Source organism: Microbacterium sp. 77mftsu3.1, from assembly GCF_900100525.1.
Classification (GTDB): domain Bacteria; phylum Actinomycetota; class Actinomycetes; order Actinomycetales; family Microbacteriaceae; genus Microbacterium; species Microbacterium aquilitoris.
The window spans coordinates 594,713-613,108 of the sequence record NZ_FNCR01000002.1 but is presented as its reverse complement, the minus strand read 5'-3'; the positions used below and the strand labels follow the sequence as shown (position 1 = coordinate 613,108).

The window sequence follows — 18,396 nt, the reverse complement described above, 5'->3', positions numbered from 1 at the left end:
GCGTATCGTGGTGACCATGTCCTCTCGGCGCGCACGCATCGGACGGGCCGTCGGAGCCCTCGTCGGCGCCGCCGCGCTCGCGGCCGCCGTGTCTGCCTGCGCTCCCGAGCCCGACACGCTCCGGCCCGCACCGACGGATGCGGCATCCGGAACCCCCACACCGACGATGACGCCCGTCGCGATCGCCGACTTCCCGTTCGGCCCGTCGACGTCGACCACTCCGCTCCCCTCGGATTGCAAGAGCATCCTGAGCGACAGCATCCTCACCACCCTCCAGGGCATCCCGCTGAACGCCCCGGGGATGGGCGGCGGCATCCGTCCCGACAGCAGCCGCGTCTGCGTGTGGGCCGACCCGGGCGCCAGCCGCACGAGTCTCGTCACGGTCGTCGGCTACTCCCCCGAGCGCGAAGCGCGCGACGCCCTGTACCTGCTCGGCGTCGACGACGGCTACCTCTGCTACGAGCCGGACGAAGGCCTGCGGTGCGAGAAGAGCGGCACCGACGACCTCGGCCTCCCCGTGGGTCGCACCGTCTACTGGCGCGACGGAGTGGCGATCGACACGCAGTACTCGAACCTCGCCCCGCAGGGCTACACCGCGGCGATCGTGTCGAAGATCTGGGGCTGAGGGCTCGGGTCCGGGGCTGAGGGGCTCACCCCTCGGCCGGCCACACCGCATCCGCCACGCCTTCGGCGTACCGGGACGGATGCCACGCCTGCTGCGACGTCGACAGCCACCGGCCACCGCCCGCCTCGATCGACTCGACCAGATCGCCGTCCGTGCGTTCGCATCGGACGCGCCCGTCGTCGTCGGCGCACGTGAACCCCTTGGCGGGGAGGGATGCGGCAGCGATGGCCCCGGCATCCGTCGGCACGGTCGCGACCGTCGTCGAGATCTCACCCGCATCGGACGTCCAGCGACACGTGAGGACGACCGCGGGCTGGAGCGCGGCCACGACGTCCTTCGCACTCGAGACGGGCGGGTCCGTCGACGCGGTGACCACGGCGCCGTCGGTCTGCCGCAGAACCGCCCACGCGGCGTCGTTGTAGAGGTCGCGGCAGCCTTGCGGCGACGACGCGGCATCGGAGGCGCTCGACGCCCCGGGCGACGGAGCCCCGGCACCGTCTGATCCGTCCGACGTCCGTCCGATCTGGGCGAGCCACTGCGACGCCGCCGGGAACATCGGGATCGCGAGGACGAGCAACGTCACGACGATCGCCGCGCTGACGATGCCGACGAACCATGCGAAAGCGGCGTTGCGCCCACCCACCCGTGCCATGCGTCCACGGTAGTGGCCCCGCCGCGCCACCTCCGCGCGGCAACGCCGAAGGCCCCCGGGAACGAGTCCCAGGGGCCTTCGGTCAGACGATCACACCTCGATCAGTTGTAGCTGCCGGGGGTGAAGTCGTCGGTCGAGAAGCTGTCGAAGTCGACGTAGCTCAGGTCGGCGTCGCTGTACGCACCGTCCGAGGCGAAGATGCGGTTGGGGTACCGCTCGCTCTTGGCCTCCTCCGTCGCCTCGACCACGACGTTGCGGTACTTCGCAAGGCCGGTGCCGGCGGGGATGAGCTTTCCGATGATGACGTTCTCCTTGAGGCCGACGAGCGGGTCGCTCTTGCCCTCCATGGCCGCCTGCGTGAGGACGCGGGTGGTCTCCTGGAACGACGCGGCCGAGAGCCACGATTCGGTCGCGAGCGACGCCTTCGTGATACCCATCAGCTCGGGACGACCCGACGCGGGGCGCTTGCCCGCGGCGACCGCTTCGCGGTTCATCTGCTGGTAGCGCTTGAAGTCCACCAGCTCACCGGGCAGCAGGTCCGTCTCGCCGTGGTCGACGACCGTGACCTTGCGCAGCATCTGGCGCACGATGACCTCGATGTGCTTGTCGTGGATCGGCACACCCTGCGAGCGGTAGACGCCCTGCACGCCGCCGACGAGGTACTTCTGCACCTCGCGGGCACCCATGACACGCATGACCTCCTTGGGGTCGAGCGTGCCGACCTGCAGGGGCTGACCGACCTCGACGCGCTGGCCGTCCTCGACGAGGAGGGTGGCGCGCTTGAGGACCGGGTAGACATGCGGCTCGTCGCCGTTGTCCGGAGTCAGGATGAGCTTCTTGGCCTTGTCGGTCTCATCGATCTTGATGACACCGTCGGCCTCGGCGATCGGGGACGCACCCTTGGGGGTACGAGCCTCGAACAGCTCCTGGACACGGGGCAGACCCTGGGTGATGTCGTCCGCCGATGCCGAACCACCGGTGTGGAACGTACGCATCGTCAGCTGGGTACCGGGCTCACCGATCGACTGAGCGGCGATGATGCCGACGGCCTCGCCGATGTCGACGAGCTTGCCGCTGGCCAGCGAACGGCCGTAGCACTTCGCGCAGACACCGACGGCCGAGTCGCAGGTCAGGACCGAGCGCACCTTGATGCTCTCGATGCCACCGGCGACCAGCTTGTCGATGAGGACGTCGCCCACGTCGTCGCCGGCCTCGGCCAGGACGGTGCCCTGAGCGTCGACCACGGCGGCGGCGAGGGTACGGGCGAACACCGAGTTCTCGACGTTCGCGTCGCGGACGAGCTCGCCGTCGGCGCCGGGAGCGGCGATCGTGAACTCGAGACCCTTGGTCGTGCCGCAGTCCTCCTCGCGGATGATGACATCCTGCGAGACGTCCACGAGACGACGCGTGAGGTACCCCGAGTCGGCCGTACGGAGGGCCGTGTCGGCCAGACCCTTACGGGCACCGTGCGTCGCGATGAAGTACTCCGCCACCGACAGACCCTCGCGGTACGAGGAGATGATCGGACGGGGGATGATCTCACCCTTGGGGTTGTTCACCAGGCCTCGCATACCCGCGATGTTGCGGATCTGCAGCCAGTTACCACGGGCGCCCGAGCTCACCATGCGGTTGATGGTGTTGTCGGCCGGGAAGTTGTCCCGCATCGCCTTCTGGACCTCGTCGGTCGCCTCGGTCCAGATCTTGATGAGCTCCTGACGACGCTCGGCGTCGGTCGTGAGGCCCTTCTCGAACTGACCCTGGACCTTCGCTGCCTGCTTCTCGTAGGCGGCGACGATCTCCTTCTTGTTCGGCGGCGTGAGGACGTCGCTGAGGGCGACGGTCACACCCGAACGAGTGGCCCAGTAGAAGCCGGCGTCCTTGATCCGGTCGAGGGATGCCGCGACCTCGGTCTTCGGGTACTCCTCAGCCAGCTTGTTGACGATCTGCGACAGCTTGCCCTTGTCGGCCTGCTCGCGAACGAACGGGTAGCCCTTGGGGAGGGTGTCGTTGAAGATCGCCTGGCCGAGCGAGGCATCCACCAGACCGTGACGCTCGTAGCCCTCCGGAGCCTCCCCCTCGAGGAAGGTCAGGCCGGGGACGCGGATGCGGACCTTGGCCTGCAGGTCGAGGGTGCCCTCGTCCTTGGCCAGGATGGCCTCGCCGACGGAACCGAACACACGGCCCTCACCGGCAGCGCCCTCCTTGAGGGTCGTCAGGTGGTGCAGACCGATGATCATGTCCTGCGAGGGCAGGGTGACCGGACGGCCGTCAGACGGCTTGAGGATGTTGTTCGAGGCGAGCATCAGCACGCGGGCCTCGGCCTGAGCCTCGACCGACAGCGGCAGGTGCACGGCCATCTGGTCACCGTCGAAGTCCGCGTTGAAGGCGGCGCAGACGAGCGGGTGGAGCTGGATGGCCTTGCCCTCGACGAGCTGCGGCTCGAACGCCTGGATGCCGAGGCGGTGCAGCGTGGGCGCACGGTTCAGCAGAACCGGACGCTCGCGGATGATCTCCTCGAGCACGTCCCAGACCTCGGGACGGGTGCGCTCGACGGCGCGCTTGGCGGCCTTGATGTTCTGCGAGTGACCGAGGTCGATCAGGCGCTTGATGACGAACGGCTTGAAGAGCTCCAGCGCCATCTGCTTGGGCAGACCACACTGGTGCAGCTTCAGCTGCGGGCCGACGATGATGACCGAACGGCCAGAGTAGTCGACGCGCTTGCCGAGCAGGTTCTGGCGGAAACGACCCTGCTTACCCTTCAGCATGTCGCTGAGGGACTTCAGGGCGCGGTTGCCGGTACCGGTGACGGGACGACCGCGGCGGCCGTTGTCGAACAGGGCGTCGACGGCCTCCTGCAGCATCCGCTTCTCGTTGTTGACGATGATCTCGGGGGCACCGAGGTCGATCAGGCGACGGAGACGGTTGTTGCGGTTGATCACGCGACGGTACAGGTCGTTCAGGTCGGACGTGGCGAAACGGCCACCGTCGAGCTGGACCATGGGGCGGAGCTCCGGCGGGATGACCGGGACGACGTCCAGGACCATCGATGCGGGGCTCATACCCGTCGACAGGAACGAGTTGACGACCTTGAGACGCTTGATCGCACGGATCTTGCGCTGGCCCTTGCCCTCGGAGATCTGCAGGTGGAGCGACTCGGCCTCAGCGGCCAGGTCGAACGCCAGCAGGCGACGCTTGATCGACTCCGCGCCCATGTAGGCCTCGAAGTACTGACCGAAGCGGTCCTGCAGCTCCTGGAAGATGTCGTCTTCCTGCTTGAGCTGACCGACCTCGAGTCCGCGGAACTCGTCCCACATCCGCTCGAGCTTGGCGACCTGCTCGTCGCCGCGCTTGCGGATCGTGGTCATCTCCTTCTCGGCGGCGTCCTTGGCCTTCTTCTTCTGGTCGGCCTTGGCTCCCTCCGCCTCGAGGGCGGCGAGCTCGTCTTCCAGCTTCTGCAGGCGGTCGGCGACGCGGGCGTCACGACGGTCGGCGATGTTCTTGATCTCGAGGCGGAGGTTCGCCTCGTGGGTCGGCAGGTCGCGGTGACGCGCATCCTCGTCGACCGAGATCACCATGTAGGCGGCGAAGTAGATGACCTTCTCGAGGTCCTTCGGCGCCATGTCCAGCAGGTATCCGAGGCGCGAGGGAACGCCCTTGAAGTACCAGATGTGGGTGACGGGGGCGGCGAGCTCGATGTGGCCCATGCGCTCACGACGGACGGAGGACTTGGTGACCTCCACGCCGCAGCGCTCGCAGACGATGCCCTTGAAGCGGACGCGCTTGTACTTGCCGCAGGCGCACTCCCAGTCGCGCGAAGGTCCGAAGATCTGCTCTCCGAAGAGGCCGTCCTTCTCGGGCTTCAGGGTGCGGTAGTTGATGGTTTCGGGCTTCTTGACCTCGCCGAAGGACCAACGACGGATGTCGTCGGCGGTGGCGAGACCGATGCGAAGCTGATCGAAGGTGTGTGACTCGAGCACTGATTCTCCTGTGTCGGAATTCTGTTCGTTGCCGGTACGGGTCAGATCTCGTCGATCGACGTCGACTCGAACCGGGTGGAGATGTTGATGCCGAGCTCTTCCGCTGCACGGAAGGCCTCGTCGTCACTGTCACGCAGGTTCACCTCGGTGCCGTCGGCCGAGAGGACCTCGACGTTCAGGCAGAGGGACTGCATCTCCTTCATGAGGACCTTGAACGACTCCGGGATGCCGGGCTCCTGGATGTTCTCGCCCTTGACGATCGCTTCGTAGACCTTGACGCGGCCCACGATGTCGTCGGACTTGATCGTCAGCAGCTCCTGCAGCGCGTATGCGGCGCCGTAGGCCTCGAGCGCCCAGACCTCCATCTCACCGAAGCGCTGGCCACCGAACTGGGCCTTACCGCCGAGCGGCTGCTGGGTGATCATCGAGTAGGGGCCCGTCGAGCGTGCGTGGATCTTGTCGTCGACAAGGTGGTGCAGCTTCAGGATGTACATGTAACCGACCGAGATGCCGGCCGGGAACGGCTCACCGGAGCGACCGTCGAACAGCTTCGCCTTGCCGGAGCTGTCGATGAGACGCTCTCCGTCGCGGGTCAGGTTCGTGGAGTCGAGGAGACCCGCGATCTCCTCCTCGAACGCGCCGTCGAACACCGGGGTGGCGACCTTCGTGCCGGGAGCGGCCTCGCGAGCCTGCTCGGGGAGCTTCGCAGCCCACTCCGGCGAGCCGTCGACCTTCCAGCCCTGCTTCGCGACCCACCCGAGGTGGGTCTCGAGGACCTGGCCGAAGTTCATTCGACCGGGGATGCCGAGCGGGTTGAGGACGACGTCGACCGGGGTGCCGTCCGCCATGAACGGCATGTCCTCGACGGGCAGGATCTTCGCGATGACGCCCTTGTTGCCGTGACGACCGGCGAGCTTGTCGCCCGCGGTGATCTTGCGCTTCTGGGCGATGTAGACCACGACGCGGCGGTTGACGCCCGAGCCGAGCTCGTCGTCGCCGTCCTCGGCGTTGAACTCCTTGACGGCGATGATCGTGCCCTGCTCACCGTGGGGAACCTTCAGCGAGGTGTCACGGACTTCGCGGCTCTTCTCGTTGAAGATCGCGCGGAGCAGGCGCTCCTCGGCCGAGAGCTCGGTCTCGCCCTTGGGCGTGACCTTGCCGACGAGGATGTCGCCGGGACGCACCTCGGCGCCGATGCGGATGATGCCGCGCTCGTCGAGGTCCTTCAGCAGGTCGGGGCTGACGTTGGGGAGGTCACGGGTGATCTCCTCCTTGCCCAGCTTGGTGTCGCGAGCGTCGACCTCGTACTCCTCGATGTGGATCGAGGAGAGGGTGTCGTTCTTGACGAGCTCCTGGCTGAGGATGATCGCGTCCTCGAAGTTGTGACCCTCCCACGTCATGAACGCGACGAGGAGGTTCTTGCCGAGGGCGAGTTCACCCTCCTCGGTGGCGGGACCGTCGGCGATGACCTCGCCGACCTCGACGCGCTCACCGGCCGAGACCACGACGCGCTGGTTGTACGACGTGCCCTGGTTGGAGCGGTCGAACTTCCGGAGGAAGTAGTCCTGCGTGCCACCCTCGTCGAGCTGGACGGTGACGACGTCGGCCGAGACCTCGGAGACGACACCGGCCTTCTGAGCCGTGAGGACGTCACCCGCGTCGATGGCGGCGTAGCCCTCCATACCGGTGCCGACGATCGGCGACTCGCTGCGCAGCAGCGGGACGGCCTGACGCTGCATGTTCGCACCCATGAGGGCGCGGTTCGCGTCGTCGTGCTCGAGGAACGGGATGAGCGAGGTCGCGACCGACACCATCTGGCGCGGCGAGACATCCATGTAGCCGATCTCGTCGACGGGGAACAGGTCGACCTCGCCGCCCTGACCGCGACGGGCCAGGATGCGGTCGTTGACGAACGTGCCGTCGGCGTTGAGCTCGACACCGGCCTGGGCCACGACGTAGTCGGCCTCTTCAGCCGCCGTCAGGTAGTCGATCTGGTCGGTGACCTTGTTGCCCACGACGCGGCGGTACGGCGTCTCAATGAAGCCGAACGCGTTGATGCGAGCGAACGATGCGAGCGAACCGATCAGGCCGATGTTCGGGCCTTCCGGGGTCTCGATCGGGCACATGCGGCCGTAGTGCGAGGGGTGGACGTCACGGACCTCGACGCCGGCGCGCTCACGCGACAGACCACCGGGGCCGAGCGCCGACAGGCGACGCTTGTGGGTCAGACCCGCGAGCGGGTTGTTCTGGTCCATGAACTGCGACAGCTGCGAGGTTCCGAAGAACTCCTTGATCGCGGCCACGACGGGGCGGACGTTGATCAGGGTCTGCGGCGTGATCGCCTCGATGTCCTGCGTGGTCATGCGCTCGCGGACGACGCGCTCCATGCGGGACAGACCGGTGCGGACCTGGTTCTGGATGAGCTCGCCGACGGCACGGATGCGACGGTTGCCGAAGTTGTCGATGTCATCGACGTCCAGGCGGATCTCGGCGGGCTTGCCGCTGCGGACGCCGTCGTAGCTGACGTCGCCGCGGTGCAGACGGACGAGGTACTTGATCGTCGCGACGATGTCCTCGACGGTCAGGACCGAGTCACTGAGGGCCTTGTCGATGCCCAGCTTCTGGTTGATCTTGTAGCGACCGACCTTGGCGAGGTCGTAGCGCTTCGAGTTGAAGTAGAAGTTGTCCAGCAGCGCGCGGGCGGCCTCGGCGGCGACCTGCTCGCCCGGACGGAGCTTGCGGTAGATGTCGCGGAGCGCATCTTCCTTCGTGAGGATGGTGTCCTTCTCGAGGGTCTCCTCGATCGAGCTGAAGCCCGCGAACTCCTGCATGATGTCTTCGCTCGACAGGCCGAGGGCCTTCAGGAAGACGGTGACCGACTGCTTGCGCTTGCGGTCGATGCGGACGCCGACCTGGTCGCGCTTGTCGATCTCGAACTCGAGCCACGCACCGCGGCTGGGGATGACGCGCGCCGAGACGATGTCCTTGTCGGAGGTCTTGTCGGGCGTCTTGTCGAAGTAGACACCGGGCGAACGCACGAGCTGCGAGACGACGACGCGCTCGGTGCCGTTGATGATGAACGTGCCCTTGGCGGTCTGGAGCGGGAAGTCGCCCATGAAGACCGTCTGCGTCTTGATCTCACCCGTGAGGTGGTTCATGAACTCGGCCTCGACGTAGAGCGGGGCGGCGTAGGTCTTGCCGCGCTCCTTGCACTCCTCGATGGAGTACTTCTCGGGCTCGAGGTACGGGTTCGTGAACGAGAGCTGCATGGTCTCGCCCAGGTCCTCGATCGGCGAGATCTCCTCGAAGATCTCCTCGAGGCCGCTGATCTCGGGCACGTCGGTGCGGCCCTCGGCCTGCGCCTGAGCGACGCGTGCCTTCCATGCCTCGTTGCCGACGAGCCAGTCGAACGACTCGGTCTGCAGCGCGAGGAGGTCAGGGACCTCCAGCGTGTCGGAGATCTTGGCGAACGAGAGGCGGGATGCTCCGCGACCGTTCTTGTTGGTGGTGGTGGAAGTTGCGTTGCGCGCAGCAGCCAAGGGGATTACCTCCGTGAGCCCGGGGAGGGCTGGTTTTCCTTGTCGTCAGGTGGAGTACTCCCGTCAACGCCTGCGGCGCGCGCCGACGGAGACCGTCGGGGGCGCAGGCACAAGCCGACCACCATATGAGGGCAAGTAGAGGGGAGCGCAACTACCCACTATAGGACGCGCGACGCGCCGTGTCCAGTCGAATCGTTGACGAGTTCGACGGGCTGCGGTATAACTCGCGGGCGTGGGTCAGGTCCACTGCCAGGTCACGAGGACGGACTGCGCGAGGGCGTCCCGTTCCTCCTGCGACTTCTCCACATCCGACGCGAACGTCACGATGTAGGTCTGTCCCGCGTTGACCAGGTAGAACTGGTCGATCACGTAGGGCGTCTCCCCCTGCTCGACGCGTGCCGACAGGTGGGCCGACTCGGAGCCGGCTGCCGTGACGCGCTCGAGCGCCTTCACGTCGGACGCGCCGGCCTCCTCGAGCTGGGCGACCCCCGCTTCCTCGACCTGCTCGGAGGTCACCTCTCCCCCGGGGGAGACCAGGATGTTGACGTTGTCGCGGTAGCCGTCCTCGATGGTCAGGTCGGCCGCGAAGGTCGTCTCGTCGAAGCCGTCGGGAGCACCGTCGGGGTAGCCCCATCCCTCGGGCAGGGTCAGTGTGTACTGCTCCGCGGTGATCACTTCGCCCGACGCCGGCGCGAACTCGACGGCGTCGCTCTCGGGAGCCGCCTGGCTCGACTCGGCGGGCGGAGCGGACTCCGCGGCGCATCCGGCGAGACCCAGTCCCGCCAGGAGCAGGAGGACGGCGGAGGCGCGGCGGAGGGACATGCCGCCGACCCTACGCGGCGAGGCGTGTCACCGGCGGGGGCTTGCGCTCCGCAACAGAAGATGAGAGCCCGGCCGAGCCTGCGCGAGCGCCGCCCGGCCGGCCGCCGTGATGACACCGATCACGGGGTATCCACCCGTGACCGGACCGTCGGGACCGAGGATCACCGGGACGCCGTCGGGCGGCACCTGCACGGCGCCCGGCAGCATCCCCTCACTCGGGAGCTCGCGCCCCACCGCGTCCGGCGTCCGCGCGAGCGACGGACCGTCGAGGCGGATGCCGACGCGATCCGCCCGCGCCCCGACCACCCACCGGCTCTCGACGAGCGCCCGACGCGCCTCGGGGGTGAACCACGCTGCGCGAGGCCCCGCGGCGATCGTGACCTCGAGCACATCGGGCGGCGGCGTCCACGGCCAGAGGTCCACTGCGGGGACCGGATGCCGCGCGGCATCCGCCGTCGCGACCGCGTCGCCCGCGCGCAGCGGCGCCGGCCCGAGACCTGCGAGCGAGTCGGTCGCGGCCGACCCGAGCGCCGCTGCCGCGGCGACACCGCCGCGCACGGCCAGGACCGCGCGCACGCCGGCCCGGAACGCGCCGATCGAGAGGTCGGTGCCGGCCGGCCACAGCACCGGGCGGTAGGCGTCGACCTCACGGTCGGCGATGCGGACCGGGCCCCACGCACCCGTCACGGCGATCCAGAGGTCGCGGGAGGAGGTCGCGCGGAACCCGCCCAGGGTGATCTCGATCGCCGAAGCACCCTCGGTGTTGCCGACGAGCCGGTTCGCAGCCGCGAACGCCGGACGGTCAGCCGCTCCCGAGAGGGCGATCCCGTCGGCCAGGCGTCCGGGGCGACCGGCATCCTGCACCGTCGCGAGGGCGCCCGGGTCGACGACGTCGAACGCGGGGGCTCCCGCCGGCCGGACGGCCTGCGCGGGCGCGGCGACGGCCACCGAGGCGACGCGGCGGAACCGCACGAGCGTTCCGGGGCGGAGGAGGACGGACTCGGCAGCGCTCGGGTCGAACAGGGGCGCGTCCGTCGTGCCGATCAGTTGCCACCCGCCGGGGGTCTCGCGCGGGTAGGCGCCGGTGAACCCGCCGGCGAGCGCCACCGCGCCGCGGGGCACGCGGGTGCGCGGCGTCGCCCGTCGCGGCATGTCGAGGTTCCAGTCGTCGCTGACGAGGTACCCGAACCCGGGTGCGAAGCCGGTGAACGCGACGCGCCACCGCGCCGCGAGGTGCCGCCCGATGAGCGCGTCGGGTGAGAGACCGACGAGGGATGCCGCCTCGGCGAGGTCCGGGCCGTCGTAGGCGACGGGCAGCTCGACCTCGGTCTGCGCCGGCGCCGTGCCAGCGCGCCTCTCAGCGCTCTCCCCCGCCGTGATCCAGGTGCGGGCTGCGGACAGCGGGAGGACGGCGGTGTCGACGTGCACGAGCACCGTCCGCGCCGCCGGGACCAGATCGAGCACGCCGGGCGGGGCCGCGTCGGCGAGTCGCGCATGGAGGTCGAGGACATCCGCGAGCCCGCCGACCTCGACGAGGAGCGCGCTGTCGCCGAATGGGCGGATCACCACGGGGCGCGCACCGCGACCCCCGCCGTGTCGAGCGCGGCCCGCACCGCCCGGGCCATGGCGACCGACCCCGCGGTGTCGCCGTGCAGGCACAGGGAGGCCGCCTGCACCCGGAGCGTCGACCCGTCGACCGCGTCGACCAGCCCGTCGCCGGCGAGCCGGACCGCCCGCGCGGCGACCGCGTCGGCGTCGTGCAGCAGCGCGCCCGCTTCGCCGCGGGGCACGAGCGCGCCGGACGGCAGGTAGCCGCGGTCGAGGAACGCCTCGATGAGGAACGGGATGCCGCGGGCCGCTGCGGCCCCGACGACGACACCCGGCATCCCGAGCAACGGCAGCGGCCTGCCGAGGTCGTGGGCGATGTCGGCCACGGCGGCCACGACGGCCTCCGCTGACGCGGAATCGACCGTGACGGAGTGATAGAGCGCGCCGTGCGGCTTCACGTAGCGGAGGTCGGCGCCGGCGGCGACGAGCGCGCCGATCTGCGCGCGCACCTGCGCGCGAAGGAGGTCGGGCGCGACGGAGCGCGCGACACGACCGAAGCCGGCCCGATCGACGAAGGAGGGATGTGCGCCCACGGCGACGCCCGCAGCCGTCGCGCGGGCGACGGCATCCGTCATCGACGCGGCGTCACCGGCGTGTCCGCCGCAGGCCACCGACGCACTGGAGACGACCGCGAACATCGCCTCATCGTCGGCGGTCGGCGCGCCGTCGACGGTCTCACCGAGGTCCGCGTTCAGGTCGATCGACGCCATGAGGCCACGGTACCGGCGGGCGGGCGGTGGACGACGGACGAAGGATCCGTCAAGCCCTGGCTCGGCACCTGCACGGACCATAGCGTCGAGGTGTCGCCGGAGATCCACTCCGGCCGGAAGGAGAGCCGCTGTGGCGCACATCACCGTGGGGACCGAGAACTCGGTCGACGTCGACATCTTCTACACCGATCAGGGATCCGGCCAGCCCGTCGTGCTGATCCACGGGTTCCCCCTGAACGGGGAGTCCTGGGGCAAGCAGCAGGCCGCGCTCCTCGAGGCCGGTTACCGCGTCATCGCCTACGACCGCCGTGGGTTCGGCGCGTCGACGAAGACGGCGTCGGGCTCGGACTACGACACCTTCGCCGCCGACCTGCGCGCGCTCATCGAGGAACTCGAGCTCACCGACGCGGTGCTCGTCGGCTTCTCGATGGGAACCGGCGAGATCGCACGCTACCTGTCGCGCTACGGCGCGGACCGCATCGCCAAGGTCGCCTTCCTCGGCTCGCTCGAGCCGTGGCTGCTGAAGACCGACGACAACCCCGACGGCGCCGGCGACCAGGCCTTCTTCGACGGCACGGCTGCCGCCGTCGCCGAGGACCGGTATGCCTTCCTGACCGGGTTCTTCCAGGACTTCTACAACCTCGACGACTACCTCGGGACCCGCATCTCGCAGGAGGCCGTCGACGCGTCGATCGCCGTCGCGAACCAGGCCGGCAACGCCGCGATCGCCGCCGCTCCCCTGACCTGGGCCACCGACTTCCGCAGCGACATCCCCGCCGTCACGGTGCCGGCGCTGATCCTGCACGGGACGGCCGACAACATCCTGCCGATCGACGCGACCGCGCGGAGGTTCCGCGAGCTCCTGCCCGAGGCGACGTACGTCGAGATCGAGGGCGCTCCGCATGGCCTGCTGTGGACCCACGGCGCCGAGGTCAACGAGGCGCTGCTCGGCTTCCTGCAGGACTGAGTCCCCCCGGTCCCGGTGGTGGAACCGGAACCGCGAGCGTGCCACGATGAGGGCACGAGCGAGGGGGTCGCGATGGCGGATGCCGGCGTGCAGGAAACTGTGACGGGCAAGAGCATGGTCGTCGATCACGGGTTGGCGGGGCGCCTCGCGCGCGATCACCAGCAGAAGAAGCAGACGGGGCTGTGGATCGCCGGGACCGCGATCGTCCTGCTCTACGGTCTGGGGCTGTTCGCCCTGAACGGGAACGTCCGCTCCCTGATCATGGCCGGTTTCTGGGGGGTGCTCATCGCGATCGGATTCGTCGCGATCCGCCACCTCGGCACTCAGAAGCTGACCCGGGTCGTCGAGGGGCTCTACCCGACGGGCGATCGCCTCACCGTCACCGTCACTGACGCAGGGCTCACCGTGACCACGTCGACCACGAGCCTGACGGTGGCGGCATCCGCTTTCTGGCGCATCTCGACGGCGCCGCACTCGGTGATGGTGCGCATCCACGGACTCATCGGGCCGGCGATGATCCTGCCTCGCGAGGTCGTGGACGACGCCGATATCGCCCGGATGCGGGCGGCGGCACCCCGCATCCGTCGCGGCTGACGGGACACCGGTCCACCACGACCGCAGACGGATGCCGGGGCGTGGCGCCCCGGCATCCGCTGTCAGTTGCTGCTCGGATCCGCGGCTCAGCCGACGACGGTCGCCTCGGGGATCCGGGCTCGCATGACGGCGAGCGCCTCGGAGCTGTGGTCGACGAGCACGGCGTCGCGGCCGAGCGCGTGGGCGACCGCGCCCGTCGTCCCCGAGCCGGCGAAGAGGTCGAGCACCCGATCGCCCGGCCGGCTCGACGCCTGCACGATCCGCCGCAGGATGCCCTCGGGCTTCTGGGTCGGGTAGCCGGTCTTCTCCCGCCCCGAGGTCGGGACGATCGTGTGCCACCAGACGTCGGTCGGCAGCTTGCCGCGAGCAGCCTTCTCGGGGGTGACGAGCCCCGGAGCCATGTAGGGCTCTCGGTCGACGGCATCCGAGTCGAAGAAGTACGCCGACGGATCCTTGACGTAGACGAGGATCGTGTCGTGCTTGCTCGGCCAGCGCTTGCGCGACTTCGCGCCGTAGTCGTACGCCCAGATGAGCTCGTTGAGGAAGCACTCCCGACCGAAGACGGCGTCGAGCATGACCTTCGCGTAGTGCGCCTCGCGGTAGTCGAGGTGCACGTAGAGGGTGCCGTCGTCGGCCAGGAGCCGCCACGCCTCGCGCAGCCGCGGCTCGAGGAACCCCCAGTAGTCGTCGAACCGGTCGTCGTACAGCTTCAACGCGCCACGCGTGCGGGCGTAGGACGCGCCGCGGAAGCCGCCCTTGACCGGACCGACGGCCGGCGCGGGCGCGTCGGGATCGGGCACGAGATGTGCCGTATTCAGCCCCGTCGGCGCCGGTCCGGTGTCGACGCCGCGCGGTTCTGCGGGCGAAAGGGCGGCGCCTGCACGCGCAGACTGAGTACGGACCGCGGACTCGATCGCCCGCTCCTGGGTACGCCCGGTGTTGAAGGGCGGATCGAGGTAGATGAGCGCGAACGAGGAGTCCGGCAGGCGCCGGGCGACCTCCAGGTTGTCGCCGAGATGGATCTCGACGGTCACGGAACGCGGCGCAGCCAGGCGTCCGTCGAGAACTTCGACTCGACGAGCGCCTCGGCCTCGGCGTACTCCTCCTCGGAGATCGAGCCCGCCTTCGCGCCGTAGAGCGAGGTGAACGTCTCCTTGAAGCGTTCGATGATGTCGGCGCGCGCCATGCCGGTCTGGCTGCGGAGCGGGTCGACGCGCTTGGCCGCCGATGCCGTGCCCTTGTCGGAGAGCTTCTCGCGTCCGATGCGCAGAACCTCGGTCAGCACCTGGCCGTCCATGTCGTAGCTCAGGGTCGCGTGGTGCAGCACTCCCCCGTTGGCGAGGCGCTTCTGCGCGGCGCCGCCGATCTTGCCCTTCGACGATGCGATGTCGTTGAGCGGCTGGTACGTCGCGTCGATCCCGAGCGAGCGCAGCGCGTGCAGCACCCAGTCGTCGAGGAAGGCGTAGGAGTCTGCGAAGGTCATGCCCGAGACGAGGGATGCCGGCACGTACAGCGAGTAGGTGACGATCGAGTTCGCCGCCATCAGCATCGCGCCGCCGCCGGAGATGCGTCGGACGACCTGGAAGCCGTGCTTCGCGGCACCCTCGGGGTCGACCTCGTTGCGGTACGACTGGAACGATCCGATGACGACGGCGGACTCGTTCCACTCCCAGATGCGGAGTGTGGGGGTGCGTCGACCGTCGCCCACGCGAGCGGTCAGCACCTCGTCGAGCGCGAGGTTCATCGCGGGCGAGACAGCCTTCTCGTGGACGACCTCCCACTCGAACTCGGCCCAGCCCGGCGCGACGATGAGCGCGCGGCGGACGGCGGTGGCGACGGCCTCGGGCGTGAAGCCGAGCAGCTGCGCCCCCTCGGGGAGCGCGCCGCGGACGGCGGCGGCGATCGTCGCGACGTCGGCTTCGACGGGCAGACCCGTCACCGCCGCATCGATGTCGGCCAGCGCGTCGTCGGGTTCGAGGAAGAAGTCGCCCGCGAGGTGGAAGTCCGCGATGCGGCCGTCCTCCACCTCGAGGTCGACGACGACCAGCTTGCCGCCAGGGACCTTGTACTCGCCGTGCATGGTCCTATTCTCCCGTGCCCGCAGCGGGTGCGGATCCACTGTCGGGGACGGATGCCGCGTCCCGCCGCGCGATGCGCGCGTCGAGCCATGCGACCAGGTCGGCGCGCACCTCCGGCGCGCAGCGCTCGTTGAAGATCTCGTGGCGCGCCTCGGGGTACACGAGGGTCGTCACGTCGGTGAGGCCGGAGCGCGTGCGGTACGCGTCGGCCAGGCGGTGGACGCTCCGCGGGCCGCCCACCGGGTCGTCCCGGCCGACCAGGAGGAGCACGGGGACGTCGACGCCGAGGTCGCGCTTCGGCTTGCCGATCAGGCGCAGGGTGTCGACCGGACCGAAGAGCTTCGGCAACGGCACCGTGGTCGTGAGCGGGTCGTCGAGGAACGCACGGCCGACCGTGGCATCCGTCGACAGCCATTCGACGCCGGTGGCGTCCGGTCCTGCCCAGCGCTTGTTGAGGGGCGCGGCGTTCAGGTCCCCCGGCCACAGGAGGGACGAGCCCGAGAGGATGACGGCGTCGTAGGCGCGGGGGTCCGCGTTCACGAGCTTCTGCGCGAGGAAAGACCCCCACGAATGCCCCAGGAGGACGAGCGGGAGCCCGGGGTTCTCGTCGCGGATGACGCGCGTGAACAGCTGCAGTCCCGCCACGGTGGCGCGGAGGCCGCCGGGGCCGAGCCGCCCGAGACGGGAGTAATCGCCGCCGTGCTGGCGCAGTCCCGTGCGGCCGTGGCCGCGGTGGTCGTCGGCGTAGACGGTGAAGCCGGCGGCGGTGAGGGCGGCGATGGTGCTGCCGTAGCGGCCGGCGTGCTCGCCGACGCCGTGGAGGAGCTGGACGACGCCGCGCGGGTTGCCCTGCGCCGGGTGGACGTCGTAGACGATCGCGATGCCGTGTGCATCGATGAACTCGGGCATGGCTCGAATACTAGGGCGCTGACGCGGTCGACGGATGCCGGACTCCAAGCTCTTAGCCAGACTAATGAGTTATGCTAACGAAAATGAGCAGTGCACCCGAGACCTCGACGACGGACGATTCGACGACGGAGCTCGCGCTCGCGGCATCCGACTTCCGCATGGCGACCTTCCGTCTCGCGCGGCGCCTCCGCTCGCAGCGCGCCGTCGACACGATGAGCGACGGGCAGTTCGCCGTCCTCGCCGGCCTCAAGGTGCACGGGCCCCACACGCTCGGCGAGCTCGCCGAGCGCGAGCGCGTCTCGGCGCCGTCCATGAACCGCACCGTGAACTGCCTCGAGGAACTCGGCTACCTCACCCGCACCCCCGACGAGAGCGACCGCCGGAAGGTCGTCATCGACCTCACCGAGCCGGGTCGCGAGGTGGTCGTCGAGACCGTCCGCCGGCGCGATTCGTGGCTCGAGCACGCGTTCGAGGAACTGAGCGCCGCGCAGCGCGCGACGCTCGCGAAGGCCGCTGCGATCATGCAGGAGGTGGCCGGCCGATGAGCTCCGCCATGTTCCGCTCGTTCTCGGTGTTCAACTACCGCGTCTGGTTCATCGGCGCCCTCGTCTCGAACGTGGGCGCGTGGATGCAGTCGACCGCCCTCAGCTGGGTGGTGCTGACGCAGCTGACCGACAACGACGCGACGGCCATGGGCGTCACGATGGCGCTGCAGTTCGCTCCCCCACTGCTGCTCGTCGGCGTCACCGGTCTCGTCGCCGACCGGTTCGACCGCCGCAAGCTCCTGTTCTTCACGCAGGGCTCGCTCATGCTGCTCGGCCTCATCATCGGCGTCCTCCTGCTCACGGGCAGCATGAACCTGTGGACGATGTACGCCTTCGCGTTCGCCCTCGGGATCGTGGCCGCCTTCGACAACCCGACCCGACAGGCGTTCGTCTCCGACCTCGTCGCACGTGAGAACGCCTCGAACGCCGTCGCACTGAATGCGGCATCCTTCAACACGGCCCGCATGATCGGGCCCGCCGTCGCCGGCATCGTGATCGTCGCGGTCGGCACCGGATGGGTGTTCATGGTGAACGCCCTCACATTCCTCGCGATGCTCGTGGCGCTGATCCTCATCCGTCCCGCCGAACTCGTACCGCGCCCGAAGCTCCGGACCGCTTCACGGATGGCCGACGGCCTGCGCTACGTGGGCGGCAGGCCCGACCTCGTCGTGACGTTCATCATGGTGTTCCTCCTGGGCGCATTCGGCATGAACTTCCCGATCCTGGCATCCACGATGGCCCTCGAGTTCGGGCAGAACGCCGACGGCTACGGGGTGCTGAGCTCGATCCTCGCGATCGGATCGCTCGCCGGCGCCCTCCTGGCGGCCCGCCGCGACCGGGCGCGACTGCGCCTGGTGATCGGCGGGCTCGGACTCTTCGCGGTCGCATCGGCGCTGTCGGCGGCCATGCCGGTCTACATCGCCTACGCCGCGACGCTCATGCTCATCGGCTTCTCGACCGTCACGACGTTGACGACCGCGAACGGGTACGTGCAGACGACGACCGAGCCGGCGCTCCGCGGACGCGTGCTCGCGCTCTACATGGCGATCCTCATGGGCGGCACGCCGTTCGGCGCACCCATCGTGGGCTGGGTGGCGGATGCCTTCGGCCCGCGCGCCGCCATCCTGCTCGGCGCGGCCGCGGCCCTCATCGCTTTCGCCGTCGGCGGCGGCTGGCTGCTCTTCTCGGGCCGCCTGCACCGTCACGAGTCGCGCCGGTTCGCGGTGACGATCGACGAGACCCGGCCCATCAGCGTCGTCGCTCCCGAGGAGTTCAGCGACGAGGTCGCCGGGACCACCCCGATCCGACTCCCCGATGCGGACATCGCGTCCGAGAAGGACGCCGCGCCCCACCGCCGCTGACCGGCCCCG

The 18,396-nt window shown here is 69.4% G+C and carries 14 protein-coding genes; 5 read left to right on the top strand and 9 right to left on the bottom strand.

The features are described from left to right. Positions 1-16: 16 nt before the first annotated feature. On the top strand, positions 17-625 hold the full coding sequence (locus BLR68_RS07865; protein WP_040570586.1) for a hypothetical protein: 609 nt from the start codon (positions 17-19) through the stop codon (positions 623-625). A 25-nt stretch (positions 626-650) separates the two neighbouring features. Here the strand turns inward: BLR68_RS07865 and BLR68_RS07860 are convergent, their stop codons facing one another. The 6 genes from BLR68_RS07860 to pxpA form a co-directional block, all read right to left on the bottom strand. Beyond that, on the bottom strand, positions 651-1,277 hold the full coding sequence (locus tag BLR68_RS07860) for a hypothetical protein (RefSeq protein WP_018187373.1): 627 nt from the start codon (positions 1,275-1,277) through the stop codon (positions 651-653). A 101-nt stretch (positions 1,278-1,378) separates the two neighbouring features. After that, positions 1,379-5,254: a DNA-directed RNA polymerase subunit beta' gene (gene rpoC / locus BLR68_RS07855; RefSeq protein WP_018187374.1), complete on the bottom strand. Its 3,876-nt coding sequence runs from the start codon at positions 5,252-5,254 to the stop codon at positions 1,379-1,381. Between the two features lie 41 nt (positions 5,255-5,295). Further along, the gene (locus BLR68_RS07850; RefSeq protein ID WP_018187375.1) at positions 5,296-8,793 is read right to left on the bottom strand and encodes a DNA-directed RNA polymerase subunit beta; all 3,498 of its coding nucleotides are present in this window, start codon (positions 8,791-8,793) and stop codon (positions 5,296-5,298) included. A 237-nt stretch (positions 8,794-9,030) separates the two neighbouring features. Next, on the bottom strand, positions 9,031-9,615 hold the full coding sequence (locus BLR68_RS07845) for a hypothetical protein (protein ID WP_018187376.1): 585 nt from the start codon (positions 9,613-9,615) through the stop codon (positions 9,031-9,033). Between the two features lie 27 nt (positions 9,616-9,642). Then, positions 9,643-11,181 (bottom strand): 5-oxoprolinase subunit B/C family protein, encoded by a 1,539-nt coding sequence (locus tag BLR68_RS07840; protein ID WP_256335342.1) that lies wholly within the window; start codon positions 11,179-11,181, stop codon positions 9,643-9,645. Next, positions 11,178-11,933, bottom strand: coding sequence for a 5-oxoprolinase subunit PxpA (gene pxpA, locus BLR68_RS07835; protein ID WP_018187378.1), 756 nt, complete (start codon positions 11,931-11,933; stop codon positions 11,178-11,180). The genes BLR68_RS07840 and pxpA overlap by 4 nt, the downstream gene beginning before the upstream one ends. A 130-nt stretch (positions 11,934-12,063) precedes the next feature. Here pxpA and BLR68_RS07830 point away from each other — a divergent pair, with 130 nt between their 5' ends. Beyond that, positions 12,064-12,900: an alpha/beta fold hydrolase gene (locus BLR68_RS07830; RefSeq protein WP_018187379.1), complete on the top strand. Its 837-nt coding sequence runs from the start codon at positions 12,064-12,066 to the stop codon at positions 12,898-12,900. A 72-nt stretch (positions 12,901-12,972) separates the two neighbouring features. Then, positions 12,973-13,494 carry a hypothetical protein gene (locus tag BLR68_RS07825; RefSeq protein WP_018187380.1) on the top strand — a complete coding sequence of 174 codons (522 nt, stop codon included), beginning with the start codon at positions 12,973-12,975 and terminating at the stop codon, positions 13,492-13,494. 86 nt (positions 13,495-13,580) lie between these two features. On the opposite strand, the gene BLR68_RS07820 is transcribed toward BLR68_RS07825, so the two are convergent. From BLR68_RS07820 to BLR68_RS07810, 3 genes are read right to left on the bottom strand one after another with little or no spacing between them, the layout of a single operon-like run. Beyond that, positions 13,581-14,528: a DNA-methyltransferase gene (locus BLR68_RS07820; RefSeq protein WP_018187381.1), complete on the bottom strand. Its 948-nt coding sequence runs from the start codon at positions 14,526-14,528 to the stop codon at positions 13,581-13,583. Beyond that, positions 14,525-15,574 (bottom strand): lipoate-protein ligase LplAB, encoded by a 1,050-nt coding sequence (locus tag BLR68_RS07815; RefSeq protein WP_018187382.1) that lies wholly within the window; start codon positions 15,572-15,574, stop codon positions 14,525-14,527. Before BLR68_RS07815 ends, BLR68_RS07820 begins: the two co-directional genes overlap by 4 nt. Before the next feature lie 4 nt (positions 15,575-15,578). Further along, positions 15,579-16,481, bottom strand: a complete 903-nt coding sequence (locus BLR68_RS07810) for an alpha/beta fold hydrolase (protein WP_018187383.1) — start codon at positions 16,479-16,481, stop codon at positions 15,579-15,581. An 83-nt stretch (positions 16,482-16,564) separates the two neighbouring features. On the opposite strand from BLR68_RS07810, the gene BLR68_RS07805 reads away from it, so the two are divergent. Together BLR68_RS07805 and BLR68_RS07800 are read left to right on the top strand one after the other, a co-directional pair. After that, positions 16,565-17,026: a MarR family winged helix-turn-helix transcriptional regulator gene (locus BLR68_RS07805; protein WP_018187384.1), complete on the top strand. Its 462-nt coding sequence runs from the start codon at positions 16,565-16,567 to the stop codon at positions 17,024-17,026. Continuing rightward, complete coding sequence (locus tag BLR68_RS07800; protein WP_018187385.1) at positions 17,023-18,387, top strand: MFS transporter; 1,365 nt, start codon at positions 17,023-17,025, stop codon at positions 18,385-18,387. Before BLR68_RS07805 ends, BLR68_RS07800 begins: the two co-directional genes overlap by 4 nt. Positions 18,388-18,396: the final 9 nt, after the last annotated feature.